This is a genomic window from Aeromonas veronii bv. veronii (assembly GCF_000820225.1).
GTDB classification, from domain to species: Bacteria; Pseudomonadota; Gammaproteobacteria; order Enterobacterales; family Aeromonadaceae; genus Aeromonas; species Aeromonas veronii.
The window spans coordinates 111,575-134,309 of the sequence record NZ_CDDK01000037.1 but is presented as its reverse complement, the minus strand read 5'-3'; the positions used below and the strand labels follow the sequence as shown (position 1 = coordinate 134,309).

Here is a 22,735-nt window from a genome sequence, read left to right as displayed (position 1 = left end):
AGGCAGATGTCACAGAGCGTATCAAACCGGGTGATCAGAAACATGCTGGGAGCCTGCCAGCAGCAGGGGGGCGATCCTGATGCCATCCTCATGGCGGGCGGACTCACGCCGTTCGACATCGAGCGGGAACAGGGCCGGATCCCGGCACACAGCCACTACCGGATGCTGCAGCTGATGCAGCCCTATCTGGCGGGATTTCACGAGACCATCCTCTCCTACGACATCGGCCAGCTCTACCAGCACTATCCGCCGCTCATCAGCCTGTGCCTGAACCAGCCATCGCCGCGGGCGGCGCTCGAGGTGCTGCTGGCCTATCGCCCCATCATCGGCAGTTGTGACGAGCTGCGGGTGCGGCGGGGGGCGCAGGTCAGCCAATATCAGTATGTCAATCAGGGGCCCGCCAGCCTGGGGGCGAGTCAGGCCATCCCCAACTTCATCATTCTCTACCGGATCCTGCGGGTCTATCTGGCGGATGCCCAGGTCTCGGTGGGGTTCACGGGACGGCCACCGCTGCGCCATCAGCTGCTGGACCACTTCTTCGCAACCCGCTGCCGCTGGGAGCAGGGGGAGAATACCCTGATCATCAGCAATGCCCAGCTCGACCGTCCCAGCCACTGCTACAACGAGCCTCTTGGCCGTTTGCAACTGGCCCAGCTGGCGCAGATCTGCGCCGACATCACCGAACGGGCCCCCTTTGCTTATCTGGTGGGGGAACGGATCCGCCACAAAATCCGGGAAGGGGCGCTGGAGAGCGACGAGAGCCTGCTCAAGGAGGTGTGTGCGGCCATGAACGTCAGCCGCTGGACCCTGAATCGCAGATTGCAGGGGGAGGGGAGCAGCTTCTCCTCCATCCTCAGGGAGGTGAGGGTGAGCGAGGCCTGCCGCTTGCTGGAAGAGGGGGCGCAACCCCTGCAGAACATCAGCGATCGGGTCGGCTTCTCCTCCCAGAGCGCCTTCAACCGCTTCTTCAAGGCCAACACCAGGATGACGCCGCTGGCCTATCGCAATGCCCGCCAATGAAAACGGGACCGATGCAAGTACGGTCCCGTCCCGAGTGAAGGCCGGGATGGACGCCCTGCGGCGCCTCCCGGCCGGAGCTTCCCGACCTAGCGGGTGACGGTGGTGACGGTGGCGGGGTCGATCCCCTCCGGCAGTGCCAGCGCCCCCGGCGTGGTGTTGCTCACCACTATCTCCTTGCTCACCGTGAAGCTGACCGGCGTACTGCTGGAGACATCTGACGAGGGGCTGATGTAAGCACGGTAGCTGCCCGGCTCGACGATCCACTGGTTGCTGGCCTCATCGAAGCTGGCGAGGATGCTGGCCGGAATGGTGAAGCTCAGTTGCTCGCTGGCCCCCGGTGCAAGCTGCGCCGTCTTGGCAAAAGCCTTGAGCTCGATGAGCGGTTTCTTCAGCTTGACCTCGGGGGCGGTCACATAGACCTGAGCCGCCTCCTTGCCTGCTACGGTGCCGGTGTTGGTGATGGTGGCGGTCAGCACCAGGCTGCCGGCGGCACCATCGGCCAGGGTATTGTTGGCAATGGCGGGGCTGGTGTAGCCGAAGCTGGTATAGGAGAGGCCGAAGCCGAACGGGTAGGAGACCGCCTGCTCGAAGGTGCTGTAGTAGCGATAGCCCACGTAGATCCCCTCGTTGTAGTAGAGATCATCCGGTTCACCGTCCCCGTTGGTATCCACGCCCGGGAAGGTGCCAGCGGAGGGAACGCTGGCGTAGCTTTGCGGGAAGCTCTGGGCCAGCTTGCCGCTCGGGTTGACCGCGCCGGAGAGCACGTCCGCCACCGCATGGCCGGTCTCCTGACCGGCCATATAGGCCAGCAGGATGGCATCCACCTTGTCACTCCACTGAGCGGTGTCGATGACGCCGTTGACGTTGAGTACCACCACCACCTTCTTGCCCTTGGCATGGAAGGCGCTGCTCACCGCCTCGATGAGGGCGCGCTCGTCATCGCCGAGCAGGTAATCCCCCTTGCCGCTGCTGCGATCCGCCCCCTCTCCGGCCTGACGGCCGATGCTGATGACAGCGGCTTCCTGGGTGGTGGCCGCGTTGGCGATCAGGGCTGCCAGATCACCGCTGACGGGGGCCTCGGCGCAGGTGTAGTAGCCCTTGGCGCCAAACTGCCCCTCGTGATAGACCTTGTTGTTCTCGTAAAAATCGCGGTAGTAGCTCTGCAGTGCCTCATTGACCGGGAAGCGCGCGGCCAGCCCCTGGGCGATGGTGGTGGTGCTGGCGGCGTTCACATCCCCGCTGCCGGTGCCCCCCTTGTAGGTGTTGATCTGGTTGATACCAAAACTGGCCAGCGTGCTGTTTGTCGCCAGCGGCAGGGCGGTGGCCTCGTTGCGCAGCAGTACCATGCTCTCGGCGCCAGCCTGACGAGCCAGTTTGGCGTGGGCGGCCAGATCCGGGCTGTTGCTGACGGCCAGCCGATTGTAGGAGGGGCTCTTCATCACCTGGGTCAGGATGTGGACGGCCGCCTCGTTCACCTTGGCCTCGTCAAGGTCGCCCTGTTCGATGGATTGCTGCAACTGCTCTTTTACGTTGCCAGGCTCTATCAAATCCTGCCCTGCCAAGACCTGCTTGAAGGCACTGTTTTCGACATCGCCAGCGAACCAGTCAGACATCACCAGACCGTCGAACTTCCACTCACCGCGCAGCAGGTCAGTCACCGCATCCCTGCGCTCGTTGACATAGGTGCCGTTGAACTTGTTGTAGGAGGTCATCACCGCCCAGGGCTGGGCCTCGTCCACCGCGATCTGGAAGCCGCGCAGATAGATCTCGCGGAAGGTTCTCGGTTCGCCGATGTCGTTGATCTGGTTGCGGTTGGTCTCGGAGTTATTGCCGAAGTAGTGCTTGATGGTGGTGCCCACCTCGTTGCTCTCCACGCCGTTGACCATGGCGGCGCCTATCTTGCCGGTCAGCAGGGGATCTTCCGAGTAGTACTCGAAATTGCGCCCGTTGAGCGGGTTGCGCTGGATGTTCATGCCCGGTGCCAGCAGGATGTCGATCCCGTACTGGCGCACTTCATCCCCCATAGCTTCGCCGATGGCCTTGACCAGCTTGACGTCCCAGCTGGAGGCGAGCAGTGAGCCGATAGGCCAGGCGGTGGCATGGTAGCTGGTGCTGTCACCGTCGCGGTTGGCGTCGATCCGCAGACCCGCCGGCCCGTCGGCCAATTTGAGGGCGGGAATGTCGATGCCATCGCTTGTACGCATGACACCGTTGATGTAACCCGCGACCCCGGGCACGTCCTGCTTGAGGTTGATGGCGCCGTTGGCGCTGCCGTAGCCGGGACCGGAGAGCAGATCCAGCTTCTCGCTCAGGGTCAGCTTGGCCACCATGGCTTCGGCCTGGCCGCGATAGTAGGCATCGTCCTTGACCTGGGGGGCTGAGTCATTCTGGTTGCAACCGGCCAGCAGGCCGGCCAGCGCCAGGCTGACGCCCAGCGAAACCGCTTTCAATTTTGTGGTGATAGGCATGAATAGGTCCTCGTCACTGTCTGAATAGAAACAAAAAGGAGATATCGACACCGAGCGAAAGGATCTCGCTCGGGTTGGGCCGCTCTGCTGGCGGCTGTCATTGGATCTCGCAAGGGCGCCGGACGCCCATGGGCAGGCATTCGGCTCGCAGGCAGGTTAGCAAGTCCTGTGATGGCTGCCTTGTCCAGGGGGAGCGAGAAATGTGCCGGCGGGAGCAAGGACGCCAAGTTGTGAGCAAGGTCGCATCGAAGGAAGGTGCCAAGCCCAAGCGGCAAAAGTTGGCAAGTGCAGAGGAAAAAGGGAGGGGAAAGCGGTGAAGTGATGGTGGACGATCGGGGCTCAGCCCATCGAGCGAGGGGGCCAGCGGCCCCCTCGAAGATAAACTGAGGCGCTCGGGCAATGGCCCGGGGCGGCTCACTTGGGCTGTTTGAGTGCCCCGGCGAGTTCGATCTGCACATTCACCCCTTCGCTCTTGAGCTTGGTGGCGATGGCGTTGAGATCGGTGCCCGGTTTGGCCTCTAGCAGGGCGATACCACCGCTGCTCTGCTTGAAGTTCAAGCCGTGGCGAGTCGCCAGCGCCTTGGCGCTGGCATCGTCAGCTTCCACCAGCAGGGTGCCGCTTACAGTCAGCTCGGGGCTGGCGGCCCCTTGCATCAACACGTCACCGCGGCGCAGGGTCTGTTGCGGGACCTTGCTGTCAAGGCTGCGGGCGACCCGCTTCTTGCTGCCGTTGTCAGGAATGAGGTAGGTCTGGCCGTTCACCTCTATGGTGCTGTACTGCTTGCCATCCATGGTGACGGACTCCTCGGCGCAGAGCTGTCCCGAGAGGGGGGCCAGCAGGGTTGCCAGAAGCAAGGTAACAGGTTTGTTCATGGTAATACTCCTAGCGTGTTAGCTGCGGTTGGCATCGTGACCCAGGACCCGCAGGGACCATGAGATCAGCTTGCCCGGTTGGCGATTGTTGCGCTCGGTCAGGGTGGTGCGCTCACGGGTCTCGCGATTGAGCAGAGAGACCTGACGGGTACCGTTGGCAACGTCGGTTACTTCCAGTCGCCATGTGCCTTGTGCCGATTCGCCGTAGAACTTGTTGGATAGCATCCGCATGTCGCGCAATCCCTTGGTTCGCACAAAGCCCAGCTGCTGCTGGTCGAGAGATTGGCCGACCAGGCTGTTGAAGGGGCTCAGCAGGATGCTGCGGGTGCCAGCGGGGGAGACCAGTTCGATCAGCAGATCGGGCAGGCGCTGATGATCCAGACTCACCATCACCTGAACCGCTTCTATCGTCAATGGTGTCGCGATGCGGGTTGTCGAGCTGGTTGGGCTGTTGCCCACATCCGGGATGGCAGCGGCACTGCCGCTGACATTGATCTTCTGCCACGGCAGTTGCACCAGCGGGGGCAGGGGCTGGTGATTGGCTGCCAGCTCAAGGGCCTTGTTGACGTCAATCAGACCAAAACCGTAAGTCGGGTTGAACCACATGCCGGCGGCATTGCGCTCCCACCCTTCCAGCCCTTTCACATCACGCACCTTACCGGTGCTGCTGGTGTAGCTGACCATCACAGGTTTCTGTGTGGCATCGACCCGGGTTGCGCTGCGCGCCAGCAGATCCCGCAGGTCACGTACCGACAGATCCGGGTAGGCGGACATCAGCAGCGCCATGGCGCCGGAGGTGCTGGGGGTGGCGGAGGAGGTGCCGTTCATCACGCCGTTGTAGTCGCAGCTGGCATCCAGTTGCGGGTTGCCGTGCAGCCGGTTGGTGCTGGGATCGTCGGTGCGGTTGTAACCCATGTCGCAGCCGGGCAGATCCGTGGTCACCATCGCCGGAGAGTCGGTACCGTACTCGCCGCCGGTCGCGCTCAGGAAGATGTTGCTGCCGACGCTGGAGTAGGAGGCTCTGACGCCATCGGCGTTGAGCGCGCTTACCACCAGGTTCCAGAAGTTGCTGTTGGAGGGATCGAGGTTGCTGTTTTCAAACGGCAATTTGGGGCCATTACCGGTGCGGTTAAGCACATAGCCGCCCGCCGCTATCTTGTTGAAGCCGTTGCCGGCGGCCTTGATATAGGCCGCACCCTGCGCCTTGAGGGTCTGCTGTTCAAACAGGCGATCAAGCTGGGATTGATCCAGAGAGTTGGCAGAGCGGGGATCAACCACACTCATGCCGTAGCTCTGGTTGAACACCCGGTTGTCGCGGCTGGCATCGCTGTCCCCAAGGGCGTAGAGCCAATCCTTCTGCAACTGCTGGCTGTTGTCATCCAGCAGGTTGAACCCCTGCAACTGGGCTCGCGGGGCAATCCCCTTGGTACCGATGGCGTTGTCTACCGCCGCAATGATGCCGGAGACCGAAGTGCCGTGGGCCGTATCCGGATCGGTCGGTGTCGGGTCATCGCTGCCGGTTACCACGTTTTTCGAACCCGGACGCACGTTGTCCGCCAGATCCGGGTGGGCGATGGCCAGACCATCATCCACCACGGCCACATTGACTCCCTGGCCCAGCACGCCGGTGCGATGAGCCCACCAAAGGTTGAGATCATTGCCCGCTATGCCGCTACGGGCGCTGAATCCATCCTGGCCGCTGTTGAGCAGATACCACTGCTGATCCTGCAGGGGATTGGTACCTGGCAGGCAGCGCTCGGTGCTGCTGCGTCCGATATCCATGCCGCTCTCCTTGCCGGTGAGCGGCGCACAACCTTCATTTGCCTGAACGAGCGCACTGGGCAGGGTCGACAGCAGTGCTGTGATCGCCAGTGCTAACGATGTTTGCTTCATTATTTTTTTAACTCCATCTTGGATCGCACCATCCTGAGTGCGACGGAAATCTATACACGGGTGGTAGGGGTTCAAAAAGAGCCATTTTCAAAAAACGCAATGAGGTTCAAAGAAATCCGATCTGGTTTATGGTAGGTATTCCAATGACGCTGGTTATGTGTTCTATTGAGAATGTTTCTCACCGCTCACTACTGATCTTTTTATCTGTAATTCACTCCTCTCGCGACTCTCCTTCGCCGCAGCCATCTCGATTCGGGGCAATCCCGAGGGGAGCTCGTGCGCTCTTGAACGTGAGCGGCATGGTTGTGTGTGCCAACGTGAGTGCAGCTATGCATTCGGGGGTGACAGCAAGGGTGATGAGGTGGAACCAGCGGTTTATTGCTTGGCGGCAGTGGATGGCTCTGTTATGGTAACCAAAATAGCCGTTTGGATGGCTAGATTGCTGCGGTTTGAGGGGCCTAATCTCTGAGAGACCCCCCGCCGCAGTCCCATAGCTTGATGCGTACCTGACAGGGAGTCCCTATGCCGTTTCGTTCCTTCTTATCTTCTCCTTTGACTGCTTCCTTGCGCGCCACTGCTGGCGCCAGCACCTTTATTGCCGCGATAGCGGTCGGGAGCCTCTCTTTTTCCGCGGTTGCCGCCGATGCGTCCTTGCCGACCAAACAGGAGATTGTGATTGGTACCACGGTGGGGGATTTTGCCGACATGGTGACCGACTCCATCAAGCCGCAGCTGGAGGCCAAGGGGTATAAGGTCAAGCTGGTGGAGTTCACCGACTATGTGACTCCCAATATTGCTCTGGCTGACGGATCACTGGATGTGAACTGTTTCCAGCACAAACCTTATCTGGAGAGTTTTGCCAAAGATCGCGGCTTGTCGCTGGCGCCCATTACCCAGGTGCCAACCGGTCCGATGGGACTCTATTCCGGCAAGTTGGCAGCACTCGACAAGATGAAAGAGGGGAGCACGGTGGCCATCCCCAACGATCCCACCAATCAGGCGCGGGCGCTGCTGATGCTGCAGGATCTTGGTTGGCTCACTCTCAAGGAGGGGATAAACCCGCTAAAAGCGAGCGAGTTTGATGTGGTGAACAATCCGCACAATCTCAAGCTGGTACTGCTGGAAGCCGCGCAGTTGCCCCGCTCGCGGGAGGATGTGGACTTCTCGGTGATCAACGGTAATTATGCCGCCTCCAGCGGAATCCCGTTCAGTGAAGGACTGTTTCTGGAGCGCAGCTACGATTTTATCAACTGGGTGGTGGTGAAAAGCGCAGATGCGGAGCAGCCGTTTGCCAAAGATGTGGCGGCGGCCTACAACTCGGCGGCTTTCAAAGCCTATGCAGCCAAGCGTTTCGTCGGCTACAAGTACCCGCAAGGGTGGGGTGGCTAACAGTCGTGAATGTGGCACGGCTATACAACGAAAAACGCCCCGAATTCGGGGCGTTTTTTATGGTAGCAAGCCATCAACGGGCGCTTCACTGGTTGCGATAGAAGCGGTTGAGCTCGTTCATCACCTGGATCATGGCGCCCATATCCGGGGTGCCGTGCTTGATCGGGCGATAGCTGTTGCGTTCCAGCAGTTCGAAGTCACCCTGCTTGTTGAAGTGGGTGATGGTGTCCCCTTCATAGATGGCAAAGTCGTTCTGATCCCCGGCCAGCAGCCAGTTGCGCGGGCTGGTATCAAACAGCGAGCGGCCAACGCTGTAATCGCGCGCCGGATTGCGCACGCCCAGCATCCCCTGCATCAGGGTCGGCGCCAGATCGAAATGGCTGCTTGGTTGTTCCCGAACGTCACTGCCACGCCCCGGCCAGGCCAGTACCAGCGGTACCTGCACCTGATAGGGTGAGTAGTTGCTGCCTGCGCCCCAGCTGTTGCTGCGGGTGTCGTTGAACTCCTGGCCGTGGTTGGAGGTGATGACAACGATGGTGTTGCTGTCCATCCCCTGCGACTGCAATTTGGTCAGCATCTGCTCAAGCAACTGGTCGGTATAGAAGACCGAGTTCTTGTAGCGGTTCTCCAGTTTTTGCAGGTTCTCCGCCCGATAGGCGGTCGCCGGATTGAAGTTGGCGAGCTCCGGCTGGAACGGCCCCTTCATGGTAGCGGGCAACTGGTAGTCGCCGGGGCTCGAGAGATAGACCAGCGAGAACCAGGGACGCTCGGGAGAGCGCTTCTCCAGCCATTGCTGCCAGTCGGTTAGCAGCTTGCCATCGTCACTCTGTTCGGAGACAAACACCTGTTTGCGCAGACCGGCGAGGATGCTCTTGCGATACTTCTGGGCATCTTCCATCGCGCCGAACAGCCCGAACTGGTAATCCTGGCGCAGCATCTCGTCGAACAGCACCGGCGGACGCTTGTCGCTGCTGATGTCCTTGTAGTAGTGACCGGGCAACCCGTAGAAGAGGCTGAACATGCCCATCAGGTCGTCGTTGCCGCCACTCAGGTGATTGCGGAACGTCAGATGCTGATCCGCATAGCGCTGCAGATTGGGCATGTTGATGTTGTTGAGCATGTCAAAGCGCAGCGAATCGACCACCACAATCAGCAGATTGTTGTGAGTCAGGGGGGCGTTGACGTTGAGCGGGCGCAGCGGATAGTGCATCCGGCTGTCGCTGTTATCACCCTGGGAGGCCGCCTGCTTCTCGTACTGATCCAGATCCAGCCAGCCATGTTTGGCCAGGAAGGAGCGGGCCGTCATGGGGTAGGAGAGGGGGAAATTGGCTCTCTGCATGGTGATCGGCTGATAGAGGGTCGCATCCGCCCAGCTGTTGACCACGTGGGTCAGAATAAAGCAGATCAGCAGGGCCAGCCCCACCTGATTGCCGTACTGGCGGCGCTTGCGCTTGTTGATCTTGCGCCAGACATAGGCCGACAGCAGCAGTTGCAGCAGGAAGATGGTGGGCACGGCAACGAAGATGATGCTCCAGATTGAGCCCTCTTCGGTTTGCGCCTGATCCAGCAGCAACTGCCATACCTGACTGTTGAGGTGGAACTTGAACAGCCGGAATACCTGGGTGTCGATCAGCAGCAGCACCAGCGCCAGGGTAGCGATGATGGCCGAGATGAACCGCAACGACTTCTCCTTGGGCAGCACGAAGCTGAGCGGGAAGATCGTCAACAGGTAGGTGACAAAACTCAGAAACGAGAAGTGGCCAATCCAGCTTACAACGAGATAGATCACGCCAAGCGTGGTCGATGGCCAGCTGATGGCACCCAGATAACGGGTGGCGATGAGCATGGCCAGAATAATGTTGAAGAAGGAGAACCAATGCCCCCAGGTGATCAGGCGAGAGACATTATCACGATAGGGGTTACCGGTTTCGACCATAGTGATCCATCTGCGTTGAGAAACGTCAAATCAACAGAGTCGGGGACTCAGTGTGCGTCGTGGCGATTATCGACCGATGCGGTCAGGGCCTGGACAAACTTTTCAGTGATGGCCTGGCGCTGGGCCGGTGCCATACCGTTGATGATATTGGTGGTCAGATTGCCAAGCACCATAAGGCTGAGATCCACCGGCGCTTTATGCTTTTCCAGCGCGGTGATCAGGTCGTTCATCAGGGCGTCAAATTGCTCGTTATTGTACTTTGATACGATAGGCATAATCTTCAGTTCATCTCGGTTCAAAGCGCCTTATAATACTTCACCCTTTCGGCTAACACTATGGCTTTGTGACATGAGTCTCGATATCGACAAGATCATTCTTCACTCCTTGCGCCAGGGCGGCGATGGTCAACCCCACGCCGATACCCGCAGCCAGACCCTGCCCCCTGATGAGGCGGTACAGGGACTGATGGCGGAACTGCATCGGATCTACAACGGCAAGGGCGGCAAGGGCTTTGGCTTCTTTGCCGACCCCGAGGCCGCCGTCGCCGAGCTGGCCGACGGTGAAGAGGCTCCCAAGCAGCCTTCACCCGCGTTTCGTATCGCCCTCGAACAACTGCTCGACGAGCAGACCGAATTCGTCCCCTTCTCGGTCACCGTGACCCAGATGCTGGTCAAGCAGCTGGTGGAGCACGCCCTCGATGAGCAGGGGGTGCTGCTGTTTGCCAAATATAACTACGTCGGGGTCGATTATCTGCTGATTGCCCTGCTGGAGGGCAAGGAGAGCGTCACCGTCAGCGAAGCGCTGGAATTGCGCCATATCCAGTATCTGGATATCGGCAAACTCAATCTGGTGGCCCGCATTGATTTGACCGAATGGAAAACCCAACCGGATTCGCGCCGCTATATCACCTTCAGCAAGGGGCGTATTGGTCGCAAACTGGGCGACTTCTTTATGGATCTGCTGGGTGCCCGCGAGGGTATGGATGCCAAGGTACAAAATAAAGGCTTGCTACAGGCGGTAGAAGATTATTGCGACAGTCGTCAGCTTGAACCGACCGAGCGCAATGACTATAAAAAGCAGGTCTTCAAATATTGCACCGAACAGGCGAGCGCCGGTGAAGAGATCGAAATCAAGGAGTTGTCTGCAGAATTGCCCGGCGACGGTGACCTCGATTTTTACAGCTTTATCGGTCAGGAGTATGAGCTGGAAGAGCGTTTCCCGGCGGATCGCTCTACCTTGCGTGGTTTGACCAAGTTTGTCGGCTCCGGCGGCGGTCTGACTCTGAGCTTTGAGCAGAAGCTGTTGAACAGCCGGATCTTTTACGACCCTCAGACCGACACCCTGACCATCAAGGGTGTGCCGCCCAATCTCAAGGATCAGCTGCTGCGCCAGTCGTAGTCATGCTCCCGAGTGTGATCAACTCGTCATTTCTGGCAAAAAGAGACTCCGCCCCGGCGGGGTCTCTTTTTTTATTGCGCCCGGGCAGACCTCGAAACTGGCGCGGTACTTTGTTAACAAATCAAACAAAATAAACCACCTGAAAGGGTTTTCATTGAGGTGAAAACCCTTTCACTCATGAAATTTTATTTCATTTTGGTAATTATTATTCTGTGGTTGTCTGGAATTAAGCCGATAAATGGCCGTAATTCCCTGAAATAAGAAAATGTTTTCAAAACTTTCTGGAAGGAAATACGTAATTGCATTTCAAAAATGCGAGTTGCGTCATGTGAGCCGTTTGCCGCTTGGGATAATATTCATCTCGCACACAATGCTCTTACAGCGCGGAACTAATACAAGGAAAGGCTCATGAAAAAGAAATTGCTGTCATCCCTGATCGGTCTGGCCACTCTTGGCGTCGCTTGCTCTGCTACTGCTGCCATCGATGAAGGCCAGCTGACCATCTGGATCAACGGTGACAAGGGATACAACGGTCTGGCTGAAGTGGGTAAGAAGTTTGAAGCAGAAACCGGCATCAAGGTTACTGTGGCTCACCCGGATCAGGTTGAAGTGAAATTCCAGCAAGCCGCCGCCACTGGCAACGGCCCGGACATCTTCTTCTGGGCTCACGACCGTTACGGTGAGTGGGTCAAAGCCGGTTTGCTGGTTCCGGTAACGCCGAACGCTGCCACCAAAGGCAAATTTGAACAGCTGGCATGGGATGCCATGACTGTTGATGGCAAAACCTATGGCTACCCGGTTGCCATGGAAGCTGTCAGCCTGATCTATAACAAAGACCTGCTGCCCGAGCCGCCGAAAACCTTCGAAGAGATCGCCAAGATTGACGAGACTCTGAAGAAAAACGGCAAGCGCGCCATCATGTGGGCTTATGACACCCCGTACTTCAGCTATCCGCTGGTGGCTGCCAACGGTGGTTACGCCTTCAAGAAAACCGCTACCGGTTATGACGTCAAAGATACCGGCGTGAACAACGCAGGTGCCAAGATGGGCGTGGGCTACATCTCCGAGATGATCAAGTCCGGTCACCTGGAAAAAGGCATCGACTACGGTGTGATGGACGCCAAGTTCAACAAGGGCGAAGTGGCCATGATGATCAACGGTCCCTGGGCCTGGAGCAACCTGGACAAGAGCGGCATCAAGTACGGCGTAGCGCCGCTGCCGACCCTGAACGGCAAGCCGGCCAAAGCCTTCGTTGGCGTACTGGGTGCCACCATCAACGCCGCCAGCCCGAACAAGGATCTGGCTATCGAGTTCTTGGAAAACTACCTGCTGACCGATGCCGGTCTGGCGCCGGTTAACGCCGACAAGCCGCTGGGTGCCGTTGCGCTGAAATCCTTCCAGAAGACCCTGGAATCCGATCCGCACATCAAGGCCACCATGCTGAACGCCCAGGCTGGCGAGCCGATGCCATCCGTTCCCGAGATGAGCCGTTTCTGGTCTTCCTTCGAAACTGCCCTCAAGAACGTGACCTCCGGTCGTCAGGGTGTTGACGAAGCTCTGGATACCGCTGCCAAGCGTATCGTTCAGTAAGCACGCACTACCCGGGAGGCCGTCACGGCCTCCCACTCTCTCAAATCTCTCTTGGCGTTATAAAGGTTAATTGGCATGGAAGTAGTACCTTCTGTTGAGTCCTATGCCGGTCCGAAGGATAAGCACACCTGGCTTAAGTGGACCATAGCGGCCCTGGTTGCCATCCTCAACGGCTACGCAGCCGTGATGATGTACGCCAGTGGCGAGTGGGTATTCGCGCTGCTGGATCTGGTGGTGGTTTCCGTCGGTCTGTATGTCTTCATGAACAAGAAGACCTATGCCCATCGCTACATCTTTCCGGGTGTTGCGGGCATGGTTGTGTTTATCATCTTCCCTCTTGCCTACACCATTGGCATTGCCTTCACCAACTATTCGGGGTCCAACTTGCTCTCCGTGGAGCAGGCGCGGGACTACCACCTGAAGAAAACCTACAAGGTGGCGGGCGGTGAATTCGATTTTACCCTGCTGGGTGGCGACAACGGCCAGTTCCAGCTGCTGCTGACACAGGATGATCAATCCTTTATCAGCCAACCTGTTTCCCTGATGACCAACAAGGCCCGTGAGCTGGCGTCCCGCGAGGGCCGTGTGCAGAACACCCAGCAAGTGGTCGAGCTGCAGCCCTTCACTGGCGAAGCGGCCAGCAAGGCCGCACCGATCCGCGCCATTGTTGAGCATCGTACTCACCTGAGTGACCTTGATCTGGTGCTGCCGGATGGCGGTACCCACCTGACCCTGAGCAGTCTGCGCAAGTTTGCCGCCCAGAAGCAGCACTACACCCGTCTGATGGATGGTGCCGTGCTCAAGTCCGGCGTGGTGATCAAAGACAGCAACTTGCTGCGTGATACCCAGAATGGCGAACTGATGCTGCCCAATGGCGAGACCGGCTTCTATCAGTACATCGACGAACAGGGTCAGTTTGTCGGCAAGGGCATTGCTCCGGGCTTTGTGGTGAGCGTCGGTTGGAAGAACTTCGCGCGCATCGTCACCGATCCGGGCATCCAGTCACCCTTCCTGCAGATCTTCATCTGGACCGTGATCTTCTCAACCTGCTCCGTCGCTTTCACCTTGGCTATCGGCATGGTGCTGGCCTGTCTGGTGCAGTGGGAAGAGCTCAAGGGGCGCGGTTTCTATCGGGTCATGTTGATCCTGCCCTATGCGATCCCGGCGTTTATCTCCATCCTGGTGTTCAAGGGGTTGTTCAACCAGAACTTCGGTGAGATCAACATGTTCCTGGAAGCGGCGTTTGGCATCAAACCGGACTGGTATACCAACCCCTTCCTGGCCAAGGTGATGATCCTGATTGTCAACACCTGGCTCGGCTACCCCTACATGATGATCCTCTGCATGGGCCTGCTCAAAGCCATTCCGGAAGATCTCTATGAAGCGTCCGCCATGGACGGTGCCGGCCCGGTACAGAACTTCTTCAAGATCACCGTGCCGCTGCTGATGAAGCCGCTGACACCGCTGTTGATTGCCTCGTTCGCCTTCAACTTCAACAACTTCGTGCTTATCCAGTTGTTGACCAACGGTGCGCCGGACATCATCGGCGCCAGCACCCCGGCTGGTACCACCGACTTGCTGGTGAGTTATACCTACCGGATTGCGTTCCAGGGATCGGGTGGTCAGGACTACGGTCTGGCCAGTGCCATCGCCACAGCTATCTTCCTCATCGTAGGTGCGCTGGCGCTGCTCAACCTGAAATTGTCCAAAGCCGACAAGCAGCTGTAAGGAGGCTTCAACATGGCAATCGTACAACCCAAATCAGTCAAATACCGGGTGTGGGCAACCCACCTGGTCATGTGGGGCTTCCTGGCGCTGATCATCTTCCCGTTGATCATGGTTATCGCCATCTCGTTCCGTAACGGTAACTTCGCGGTAGGGGAGATCATCCCCTCCAATCCGACGCTGGATCACTGGAAGCTGGCGCTGGGCATGTCCATCACCAACGCCGACGGCAGCATCACGCCGCCGCCGTTCCCGGTGCTGACCTGGTTGTGGAACTCCATCAAGATCGCCGGCATCACTGCCCTGATGATCGTGACGCTCTCCACCACTTGTGCTTACGCCTTTGCCCGCCTGCGTTTTCGTGGCAAGTCCACCATCCTGCAGGGCATGCTGATTTTCCAGATGTTCCCGGCGGTGTTGGCGCTGGTAGCCATCTACGCGCTCTTTAACAAGATTGGTGACTACATCCCCTGGCTGGGTCTCAACACCCACGGTGGCCTGATCCTGGCGTACATGGGGGGGATTGCCCTCCACGTCTGGACCATCAAGGGCTACTTCGAGACCATCGACTCCTCCCTGGAGGAGGCGGCGGCCATCGACGGTGCGACCCCGTGGCAGGCATTCCGTCTGATCCTGTTGCCCCTGTCGGTACCCATCCTGGCGGTAGTGTTTATTCTGGCCTTTATCGGCTCCATTACCGAGGTGCCCATGGCCTCCATCCTGCTGCAGGATGTGAACAATCTGACCCTGGCGGTCGGGGCCCAGCAGTACCTCTATCCGCAGAACTATCTGTGGGGTGATTTCGCGGCGGCCGCAGTGCTCTCCGGTTTCCCCATCACAGTGGTGTTCCTGCTGGCGCAGCGCTGGTTGGTTGGCGGTCTGACTGCTGGTGGTGTGAAAGGTTAAGTTTATGGCCGGGGGAGCTGACTCCCCCCGCTATCACGATTTGCAAAGATTCAAGAGCGGAGCTCGTCATGGCTGAAGTAGTACTCAACAACGTTCGCAAAAATTACGATCCGGCTGTTCACAAGGACACCCTGCGCAACATCAACCTCTCCATCAAGGAAGGGGAGTTCATTGTCTTCGTCGGCCCGTCAGGCTGCGGTAAATCCACCCTGCTGCGGATGATCGCGGGTCTGGAAGACATCACCAGCGGTGAGCTGACCATCGGCGGTCGCTACATGAACGACGTGCCGCCGGTAGAGCGCAACGTCGGAATGGTGTTCCAGTCCTACGCCCTCTATCCGCACATGAACATCTACGAGAACATGGCCTTTGGTCTGAAGCTCAAGAAGATGGACAAGGAGAACATCCACAAGCGGGTGATGCGCGCCGCCGAGATCCTGGGTCTCGAGCCGCTGCTGGACAGAAAGCCCAAGGCGCTCTCCGGTGGTCAGCGTCAGCGGGTCGCCATCGGTCGCTCCATCGTGCAGCAGCCGCAGGTGTTCCTGTTTGACGAGCCGCTCTCCAACCTGGATGCCGCGCTGCGGGTCAAGATGCGGATCGAGATCGCCAAGCTGCACAAGGAGCTCAACTCCACCATCATCTACGTGACCCACGATCAGGTGGAAGCGATGACTCTGGCCGACAAGATTGTGGTGCTGAGCCCGCTCAAGGCCGAAGCTGCCACCAACCTGGAACAGTTCGGTTCACCGCTGGATCTCTACCACAACCCGGACAACAAGTTCGTGGCGGGCTTTATCGGCTCTCCCAAGATGAACTTCCTGGCGGGCGAGTTGTTGGAGATTGGCGAGCAGGAGTGCCTAGTCAAGTTGACCTCTGGCGATACCGTGCGTGCCCGGGTCGATGCCCGCACTGGCGCTGTGGGTGACAAGGTGGAGCTGGGTATTCGCCCCGAACATCTGATGCCGCTGGATCACCCCCATGCGCACAGCAAGGTGAGCGGGATCGTGCAGGTGGCCGAGCACCTGGGGGCCGAGTCCTTCGTTTATATGGATGTGGATGGTCACGACTTTACCGTCAAGGCCACCTCGGATGTGGATGTGGCGACCGGTCAGACCTACAGCGTGGGTATCCCGGCCGAAGCCTGCTACCTGTTCGATGCCAAGGAGCAGGCGTTCCCCCGTACCGCCAAATATATCCGTACCTGATTTTTTGTTGTGCCGGTTTTCCTTTCTTAATAATCAATGCCTTTTTGCCGGTCGTCAGACCGGCTTTTTATTGCCTGCGATTTGAACATGCAGATAGGCAAGGTAACCCAGTTCAAGCCTCGAGTTCGGCGGTAATATCGGGCACAAAGGTCTGGCTGGCCAGCGGCGGGCGCTCATACCCTTCGGTCTTGATGGGGGGGAGCTTGATGGGCTCGTAGTGGATCGCCTCGTAGGGCACCTTGCTCAGCAGATGGGCGATGCAGTTGAGGCGGGCACGGCGTTTATCATCTGCCTCCACCACGAACCAGGGGCAATCCTCGGTGTCGGTGTAGGTGAACATGTCATCCTTGGCGCGGGAGTACTCCACCCAGCGCGAGCGGGATTGCAAATCCATCGGGCTGAACTTCCAGCGCTTGATGGGGGTGTTGATCCGCTCTTTAAAGCGCTTCTCCTGCTCCTCGTCGCTGACCGAGAACCAGTATTTGATCAAGGTGATGCCGGAGCGGATCAGCATCCGCTCAAACTCGGGGCAGGCGCGCAGAAACTCGCGATACTCGGCGTCGCTGCAAAATCCCATCACCCGCTCGACTCCGGCCCGGTTGTACCAGGAGCGGTCAAACAGCACCATCTCGCCAGCGGCGGGCAGGTGGGCCACATAACGCTGAAAGTACCACTGGGAGCGCTCTCGATCGGAGGGGGCGGGCAGCGCCGTGACCCGGCAGACCCGGGGGTTGAGCGGCTCGGTGATCGCCTTGATGACGCCCCCTTTACCGGCGGCGTCGCGTCCCTCGAACAGTACCACTACCTTTAACCCCTCCTGCTTGACCCACTCCTGCAGCTTGACCAGCTCCTCCTGCAGATGGGCAAGGTGGTGCTCGTAGCACTTCTTGTCCAGACGTGGCCGCTTCTTGCTCTTCTCCTTCTCCATGGGCTTCTCCTTTTGGCATCCTTTCATGGGTGACTTCTTTGAGTCACTGTCAGCTTGCACCAGGGAGGCGTCACCTGCCAAGGGGGACGTGATACACTGCCCGCCCATCGCTGGCAACAGGAGATAACATGAAGCATTTTATGGAGATAGCGGGCCGCCGGATGGCCTATCTGGACGAAGGGCAAGGGCCGGTACTGCTGTTTGGCCACAGCTATCTGTGGGACAGCGCCATGTGGGCGCCGCAAATCGAGGCGCTCAAGGCCAGCTATCGCTGCATCGTTCCCGAGCTGTGGGGCCACGGTGATTCCGACCTGCTCCCCGAAGGTGGCAGCACCCTGGCGACTCTGGCGCGGGATCACCTGGCGCTGCTCGATGCCCTCGGGGTTGACGAGTTCGTACTGGTGGGCCTCTCCATCGGTGGCATGTGGGGGGTGGAGCTGGCGCGCATGGTGCCAAACCGCCTCAAGGGACTGGTGCTGATGGACAGTTTTGTCGGCCTGGAACCGCAGATCACCTGCGAGCGCTACCTTGGCATGCTCGCTGCGATCGAGCAGCTTGGTTCAATTCCTGCACCCATCATCGAACAGGTGGCGCCTATCTTCTTTGCGAACCAGCCCGATGCCAACTTGCTGGCCGATTTCAAGGCGCGTCTGGCCGCCTGGCCAAACGAGAAGATTGCCGCCATGGTGGCGGTGGGCCGCAGCTTTGTGACCCGCGAAGATCGTATCGAGTGGCTGGAGGAGATCACCACTCCCGCACTGGTGATGACCGGCTGCGAGGACAAGGCCCGTCCGGTGCTGGAGGGCTATCTGATGGCCGAGGTGCTGGGTTGCCCGTTCAGGGAGATCCCGATGGCTGGCCACATCTCGTCGTTGGAAAATCCGGCCTTCGTCAATCAGCAGCTGGCCGGGTTTCTGGCGGCGCTGTAAGCCTGAATAGGCAGCTTGAGCAGGCGGTACTACCAGCCTGATGGTCGTGAAAAAGGGAGCCGAGGGCTCCCTTTTGTTTGGTCGTGTCTCACGGTTCAAGACTCATAACCGTTACCAGATATAGCCCAGCGCAAAACCCGCATAGAGCTCGCCATCGTGCTGGACGATGGGGCTGTTTTTGATGTCCCGATCATACCATTCGTAGTTCATGGCAAACATGCCAATCCAGTTGGGGCTGAAGCGGTAGCTGGTGATGAGGGCCGCCATCGGGGATAGGGTGGTACCGGTATCCCAAGCGGGCCGCTGGGCGGTTTCCTCGCTCTCGGAGATGCCGCCGAAGTAGTAGTTGGCCATCTTGTCGCTGCGCAGCATCAGCCCCATCCCCGGCATGATCAGCAGGTTGTCGCGCAGGATGGGGAAATCGGCCCACAGCAGCAGCTCCTGCCCCTTGCTGCGGCCGGTGACATCGCTGTTGGCCCGCACGGTCAGCAGGGCATAGGGTGTGATGATGTTGCCGCCGATTCCGCCTTCCAGCTGCCATTTTCGCTGCTCCATGCCAGTAAAGGCCGGAGAGTCCTCGGGATCCAGATTGCCAAAACGGACCCGGCCATAGCCGTATAGGGCCACGTTCTCATCCTTGTGGAAGTAGTAGCGGGCTCGATCCCCCAGAAACATGAACTGGTCGCCAAAATAGATAAAGCCGGGGATGGCGTAGAGGCTGTTATCTTGTGCTTCATAACGGGCCTGCCCCCCGATGAGCGCCGCTCCGGCGACAAAGCCCTGTGGCACCGGGCTGGTAGGGCTGTCGCTGGTGAGCAGGTCCATGGCGCCAAGATCGATATCGGCACGCGCTGGCATGGCGGCAGCGAGGAGCAGGGCCGTCAGCCCTGCCGCTCTGATTTGACGAAAAAAGGTCATGGACACTCCGTTGTCACGATTGCAGGGGAAGCAGGTTATTTTGCGGCACTGGGCATCTCTTCACGTTTTGGCCAGGCATTGATCACCGCCTTGACCAGGGTGGCGAGGGGAATGGCGAAGAAGACTCCCCAGAATCCCCACAAGCCGCCGAAGACCAGCACGGCGATGATGATGGCCACCGGGTGGAGGTTGACTGCCTCCGAGAAAAGCACCGGCACCAGCAGGTTGCCATCGAGAGCCTGAATGACCAGATAGGCCACCATCAGCCAGGCGAACTCGGGGGTGAGCCCCCACTGGAACAGGGCGACCATGGCTACCGGTACGGTCACCACGGCAGCGCCGATATAAGGGATCAGCACCGAGAAGCCGACCGCGACCGCCAGCAGCACCGAATAGCGCAGCCCCATCAGGGCGAAGGGAACATAGGTGGCGATACCGACGATAAGGATCTCGATCACCTTGCCGCGGATGTAGTTGATGATCTGGTTGTTCATCTCGACCCACACCCGGTTGACCAGGGTGCGGTTGCGCGGCAGAAAGCGGCGCAGGCTGCCCATCAAGACCCGCTTGTCCTTGAGCATAAAGAAGACCATCAGCGGCACCAGAATGAGGTAGATCATGATGGCGACCACGTTGACCAGCGAACTGAGGGAGGCGCTTACCAGATGCTCGCCGCCACTGAGGATGCGCTGGCGAATATTGTCGATGACAGTCTCCACCAGACTGACGTCGATGAGCTCGGGGTATTTGTCCGGCAGGGTGCGGACATAATCCTGAGCGTGGGTCAGCATGGCCGGCGCCTCTTTGGCCAGATTGATCCCCTGACTGACCAGCGTCGGGATAAGACCCAGCAAGGAGGCGACTGCTACCGCAATAAAGAGGATCAGAATGACGCTGGTGGCCAGGGTGCGCGACAGCCCCGCTTTTTGCAGCCGGGCGACCGGCCACTCCAGCAGATAGGCCATTACCAGTGCCACCAGCAGGGGGGCCAGCAGATCGCCAAACAGCCAGATGATGGTGAAGCAGAACACCAGCAACAGGAAAAGGGTAACGGCATCTGGATCGGAAAAACGGGTCTGATACCAGCGCTTCAATACTTCTAACATGACTGCATCCTTACATCACTGGGGCTCAAGATGGTTGTTTCGCCCCGACAACCAACTGCAAAGAGAGGGTATTGTCCGGTTGTTGCTGCACCTCGACATGGTGGCCCTGACGGTGCAGATAGGCCGGAATATCCTGCCGGGAGCCCGCATCGGCCAGCCGGATGGTGACGGTTTGACCGCTTTTGGCCACCCTTAACCAGAGCTTGAGCCGGATCAGCGGCTCGGGGCAACGCCAGGGGGTCAGGTCGAGAACTTCCATGGGGGCTCCATCAGGCTGGTGGCCGCTATTATGGCCGTGATAAGAGCATGAAACAACGCTTGTAGCCCTTGATGGGCAAGGGTATTCTGCCGAGGCCCTTTCTGATGGAGATAGAGATAACGTGGCACGTTTTTCCCCCCTGATGGCATCGCTTCCCCTGCTGGCTTCCCTGATGGGCGCCACGTTTCATGCCGAGGCCAACAATCAGCTTCCCGACATCGGCACGGCCGGGGTTGCTGCCCTGCCCATCGAGCAGGAGGTGCGTTACGGCAACGCCTTTATGCGCTTTGCCCGTGCGGGTCTGCCGATCATCGATGATCCGGTGCTGAGCCAGTACATTGACGATCTGGGTCAGCGATTGCTGACCAACGCCGATGGGGTACGTTTCCCGTTTACCTTCTTCCTCATCAATGATCCCACCATCAACGCGGCCGCCTTCCTCGGCGGGCGAGTCAAGGTGCACACCGGCCTCTTCCTCTACGCCGACAGCGAGAGCGAGCTGGCCTCGGTACTGGCCCACGAAATCACCCACGTGACCCAGCGCCATATCGCCCGTTATATGGAGGCGCAGGCGAGCAGCTCGGCGGTGACCCTGGCCGGTCTGGTGGGCTCCATCGCGCTGGCAGTGATCAACCCGACTGCCGGTATCGCCGCGCTGCAGACCACGCTGGGCCTCTCCATGCAGTCGGCCATCAACTACACCCGCGACAACGAATATGAAGCGGATCGCATCGGCATGAAGACGCTTTATGATGCCGGTTTCGACCCCATGGGGATGGCCAACTTCTTCCAGAAACTGGCTGCCGAATACCGTTATGCCAGCAAGCCGCCGGAGATGCTGCTCACTCACCCGCTGCCGGAGACCCGGATCAGCGAGGCCCGCGCTCGGGCGGGCAGCTATGGTCGCCGCGACTTGCCGCCCAGTCTCGACTTCTGGCTGGCCAAGGTGCGGATTCAGGTGCGTTTTGGTACCGATACCCCGCAGGGGCTGCTGAGCTACTTTGATAGCCGGATCCAGAAGGGGGATTATCCGCTCAAGGATGCCGCCATCTATGGCAAGGCGCTGGCGCTGATCCAGCTCAAGCGCACCGACGAGGCGGATACCCTGATGCAGGAGCTGGCGGCCCGTCATCCGGAAGATCTCTTTATCGTCGATGCCCAGACCGACATCGATCTGGCCAAGGGGCGCAGTGCCCAGGCCATCGCGCGCCTCGAGAAGTTCCGCAGCCGGATGCCGGATAACGAAGTGGTGGTGGTCAACCTCGGCAATGCCTACCTCGAGAGCGGCAACTACAAGAAGTCCATCGCCATCCTCGACCCCTATGCCCGTGCCCATGAGGAGAACAATCTGGCCTGGAACCTGCTGGCCGATGCCTATCGCAAGGCGGGCAGAATGACCGAGCTGCATATGGCGCGGGCCGAGATGCTGGCGCTGCGCGGGGATTATCAGGCGGCCATCGACGAGCTGATCGTGGCACGCGGTACCACCAGCGATCGGATGACCCTGGCTCGTCTGGAGGCGCGTATCACCGAGCTGGAGCGGGCCAAGAAGGATCTCGACAGCCTCAAGGGCTAACGAAACCTATCAAACAAGGGCGCACTATGGTGCGCCCTTGTTGTTTATGGCGGTGGCGTTGATGTGGGGACGGTGATAGCAGCGATGGGCTAGTGACTCAGGCTGCTGGCGGTCGCCTTGAGCATCTCGATCTGCTGCTGGTCGAGCTCGCCGACCAGCGTTTGCTTGAGTTTGCCCTCACTATCGAGCAGGTAGCTGGTGGGCAGGCCGCTTGGGCGAGGGAAGGGGAGGCTGGCATCTTCATTGGCAATAAGGAGCGGCACCTTGATGTGATACTGCGCAGCCAGCTTGTCCAGCTCTGCTGGCGTGGTCGGGTCGTAGTTGATGGCCACCACTGTGATCTGGCCCTCCGCTGCCAGCCTGTTGAGGCGCGGCATCTCGCGCAGGCAGGGGGCGCACCAGGGGGCGAAGTAGTTGACCAGCAGCGGCTTGCCGGCAAAGTGGCGCAGGCTGACCGACTGCCCTGTGGCATCGGTAAATTCGGGGGCGGGTGTGCAGGCGCCCAGCAGGCCCGCCACAATCAGCCAACAAATTCGTTTCAATTCCTTTCCACTGCCGCTTACCCTGACCATCACTTTCCCCTACAATAGCGCCGTTTCTAGTCCCATCTTGCGAT

The 22,735-nt window shown here is 59.2% G+C and carries 19 protein-coding genes; 9 read left to right on the top strand and 10 right to left on the bottom strand.

What is annotated here, in order from left to right; translation table 11 throughout:
- Positions 1–42: 42 nt before the first annotated feature.
- Positions 43–1,020 (top strand): AraC family transcriptional regulator, encoded by a 978-nt coding sequence (locus BN1139_RS15950; protein ID WP_013723626.1) that lies wholly within the window; start codon positions 43–45, stop codon positions 1,018–1,020.
- An 86-nt stretch (positions 1,021–1,106) separates the two neighbouring features.
- Here BN1139_RS15950 and BN1139_RS15945 read toward each other — a convergent pair whose 3' ends face one another.
- The 3 genes from BN1139_RS15945 to asp all read right to left on the bottom strand — a co-directional run bounded on the left by BN1139_RS15945 (position 1,107) and on the right by asp (position 6,254).
- Positions 1,107–3,488 (bottom strand): beta-glucosidase family protein, encoded by a 2,382-nt coding sequence (locus tag BN1139_RS15945; RefSeq protein WP_005352956.1) that lies wholly within the window; start codon positions 3,486–3,488, stop codon positions 1,107–1,109.
- 414 nt (positions 3,489–3,902) lie between these two features.
- A complete protein-coding gene (locus BN1139_RS15940; protein WP_005352955.1) occupies positions 3,903–4,361 on the bottom strand; it encodes a serine protease chaperone in 459 nt (152 codons plus the stop codon).
- An 18-nt stretch (positions 4,362–4,379) separates the two neighbouring features.
- Positions 4,380–6,254 (bottom strand): serine protease Asp, encoded by a 1,875-nt coding sequence (gene asp, locus BN1139_RS15935; RefSeq protein ID WP_005352954.1) that lies wholly within the window; start codon positions 6,252–6,254, stop codon positions 4,380–4,382.
- A gap of 522 nt (positions 6,255–6,776) precedes the next feature.
- Between asp and BN1139_RS15930 the strand changes: the two genes are divergently transcribed.
- Positions 6,777–7,643 carry a MetQ/NlpA family ABC transporter substrate-binding protein gene (locus BN1139_RS15930; RefSeq protein WP_005352952.1) on the top strand — a complete coding sequence of 289 codons (867 nt, stop codon included), beginning with the start codon at positions 6,777–6,779 and terminating at the stop codon, positions 7,641–7,643.
- Positions 7,644–7,728: 85 nt separating this feature from the next.
- Here the strand turns inward: BN1139_RS15930 and BN1139_RS15925 are convergent, their stop codons facing one another.
- Positions 7,729–9,579 (bottom strand): DUF3413 domain-containing protein, encoded by a 1,851-nt coding sequence (locus BN1139_RS15925; protein ID WP_005352950.1) that lies wholly within the window; start codon positions 9,577–9,579, stop codon positions 7,729–7,731.
- Positions 9,580–9,626: 47 nt separating this feature from the next.
- The gene (locus BN1139_RS15920; protein ID WP_005333874.1) at positions 9,627–9,854 is read right to left on the bottom strand and encodes a YejL family protein; all 228 of its coding nucleotides are present in this window, start codon (positions 9,852–9,854) and stop codon (positions 9,627–9,629) included.
- Positions 9,855–9,927: 73 nt separating this feature from the next.
- On the opposite strand from BN1139_RS15920, the gene yejK reads away from it, so the two are divergent.
- The 5 genes from yejK (at position 9,928) to BN1139_RS15895 (ending at position 16,403) form a co-directional block, all read left to right on the top strand.
- Positions 9,928–10,977, top strand: a complete 1,050-nt coding sequence (gene yejK, locus BN1139_RS15915; protein WP_005333872.1) for a nucleoid-associated protein YejK — start codon at positions 9,928–9,930, stop codon at positions 10,975–10,977.
- 408 nt (positions 10,978–11,385) lie between these two features.
- The gene (gene malE, locus BN1139_RS15910; RefSeq protein ID WP_005333871.1) at positions 11,386–12,567 is read left to right on the top strand and encodes a maltose/maltodextrin ABC transporter substrate-binding protein MalE; all 1,182 of its coding nucleotides are present in this window, start codon (positions 11,386–11,388) and stop codon (positions 12,565–12,567) included.
- 75 nt (positions 12,568–12,642) lie between these two features.
- On the top strand, positions 12,643–14,295 hold the full coding sequence (malF, locus tag BN1139_RS15905; RefSeq protein ID WP_005333870.1) for a maltose ABC transporter permease MalF: 1,653 nt from the start codon (positions 12,643–12,645) through the stop codon (positions 14,293–14,295).
- Between the two features lie 12 nt (positions 14,296–14,307).
- Complete coding sequence (malG, locus tag BN1139_RS15900) at positions 14,308–15,198, top strand: maltose ABC transporter permease MalG (protein WP_005333868.1); 891 nt, start codon at positions 14,308–14,310, stop codon at positions 15,196–15,198.
- A gap of 68 nt (positions 15,199–15,266) precedes the next feature.
- On the top strand, positions 15,267–16,403 hold the full coding sequence (locus BN1139_RS15895; RefSeq protein ID WP_005352947.1) for an ABC transporter ATP-binding protein: 1,137 nt from the start codon (positions 15,267–15,269) through the stop codon (positions 16,401–16,403).
- Between the two features lie 112 nt (positions 16,404–16,515).
- On the opposite strand, the gene ppk2 is transcribed toward BN1139_RS15895, so the two are convergent.
- Positions 16,516–17,331 (bottom strand): polyphosphate kinase 2, encoded by an 816-nt coding sequence (gene ppk2 / locus BN1139_RS15890; protein WP_005352945.1) that lies wholly within the window; start codon positions 17,329–17,331, stop codon positions 16,516–16,518.
- Between the two features lie 128 nt (positions 17,332–17,459).
- Here ppk2 and BN1139_RS15885 point away from each other — a divergent pair, with 128 nt between their 5' ends.
- Positions 17,460–18,260: an alpha/beta fold hydrolase gene (locus tag BN1139_RS15885; protein WP_005352943.1), complete on the top strand. Its 801-nt coding sequence runs from the start codon at positions 17,460–17,462 to the stop codon at positions 18,258–18,260.
- A 111-nt stretch (positions 18,261–18,371) separates the two neighbouring features.
- Here the strand turns inward: BN1139_RS15885 and BN1139_RS15880 are convergent, their stop codons facing one another.
- Genes BN1139_RS15880 through BN1139_RS15870 form a run of 3 tightly spaced genes read right to left on the bottom strand, consistent with a single transcriptional unit; the run spans position 18,372 to position 20,543 of the window.
- Positions 18,372–19,178 (bottom strand): MipA/OmpV family protein, encoded by an 807-nt coding sequence (locus tag BN1139_RS15880; RefSeq protein WP_005352937.1) that lies wholly within the window; start codon positions 19,176–19,178, stop codon positions 18,372–18,374.
- 35 nt (positions 19,179–19,213) lie between these two features.
- Positions 19,214–20,284: an AI-2E family transporter gene (locus BN1139_RS15875; RefSeq protein ID WP_005352935.1), complete on the bottom strand. Its 1,071-nt coding sequence runs from the start codon at positions 20,282–20,284 to the stop codon at positions 19,214–19,216.
- A gap of 25 nt (positions 20,285–20,309) precedes the next feature.
- Positions 20,310–20,543, bottom strand: a complete 234-nt coding sequence (locus BN1139_RS15870) for a sulfurtransferase TusA family protein (RefSeq protein ID WP_005352933.1) — start codon at positions 20,541–20,543, stop codon at positions 20,310–20,312.
- Between the two features lie 121 nt (positions 20,544–20,664).
- Between BN1139_RS15870 and bepA the strand changes: the two genes are divergently transcribed.
- The gene (gene bepA / locus BN1139_RS15865) at positions 20,665–22,119 is read left to right on the top strand and encodes a beta-barrel assembly-enhancing protease (RefSeq protein WP_005352930.1); all 1,455 of its coding nucleotides are present in this window, start codon (positions 20,665–20,667) and stop codon (positions 22,117–22,119) included.
- Positions 22,120–22,208: 89 nt separating this feature from the next.
- Here the strand turns inward: bepA and BN1139_RS15860 are convergent, their stop codons facing one another.
- The gene (locus BN1139_RS15860; RefSeq protein WP_005352926.1) at positions 22,209–22,691 is read right to left on the bottom strand and encodes a TlpA disulfide reductase family protein; all 483 of its coding nucleotides are present in this window, start codon (positions 22,689–22,691) and stop codon (positions 22,209–22,211) included.
- Between the last annotated feature and the right edge of the window lie 44 nt (positions 22,692–22,735).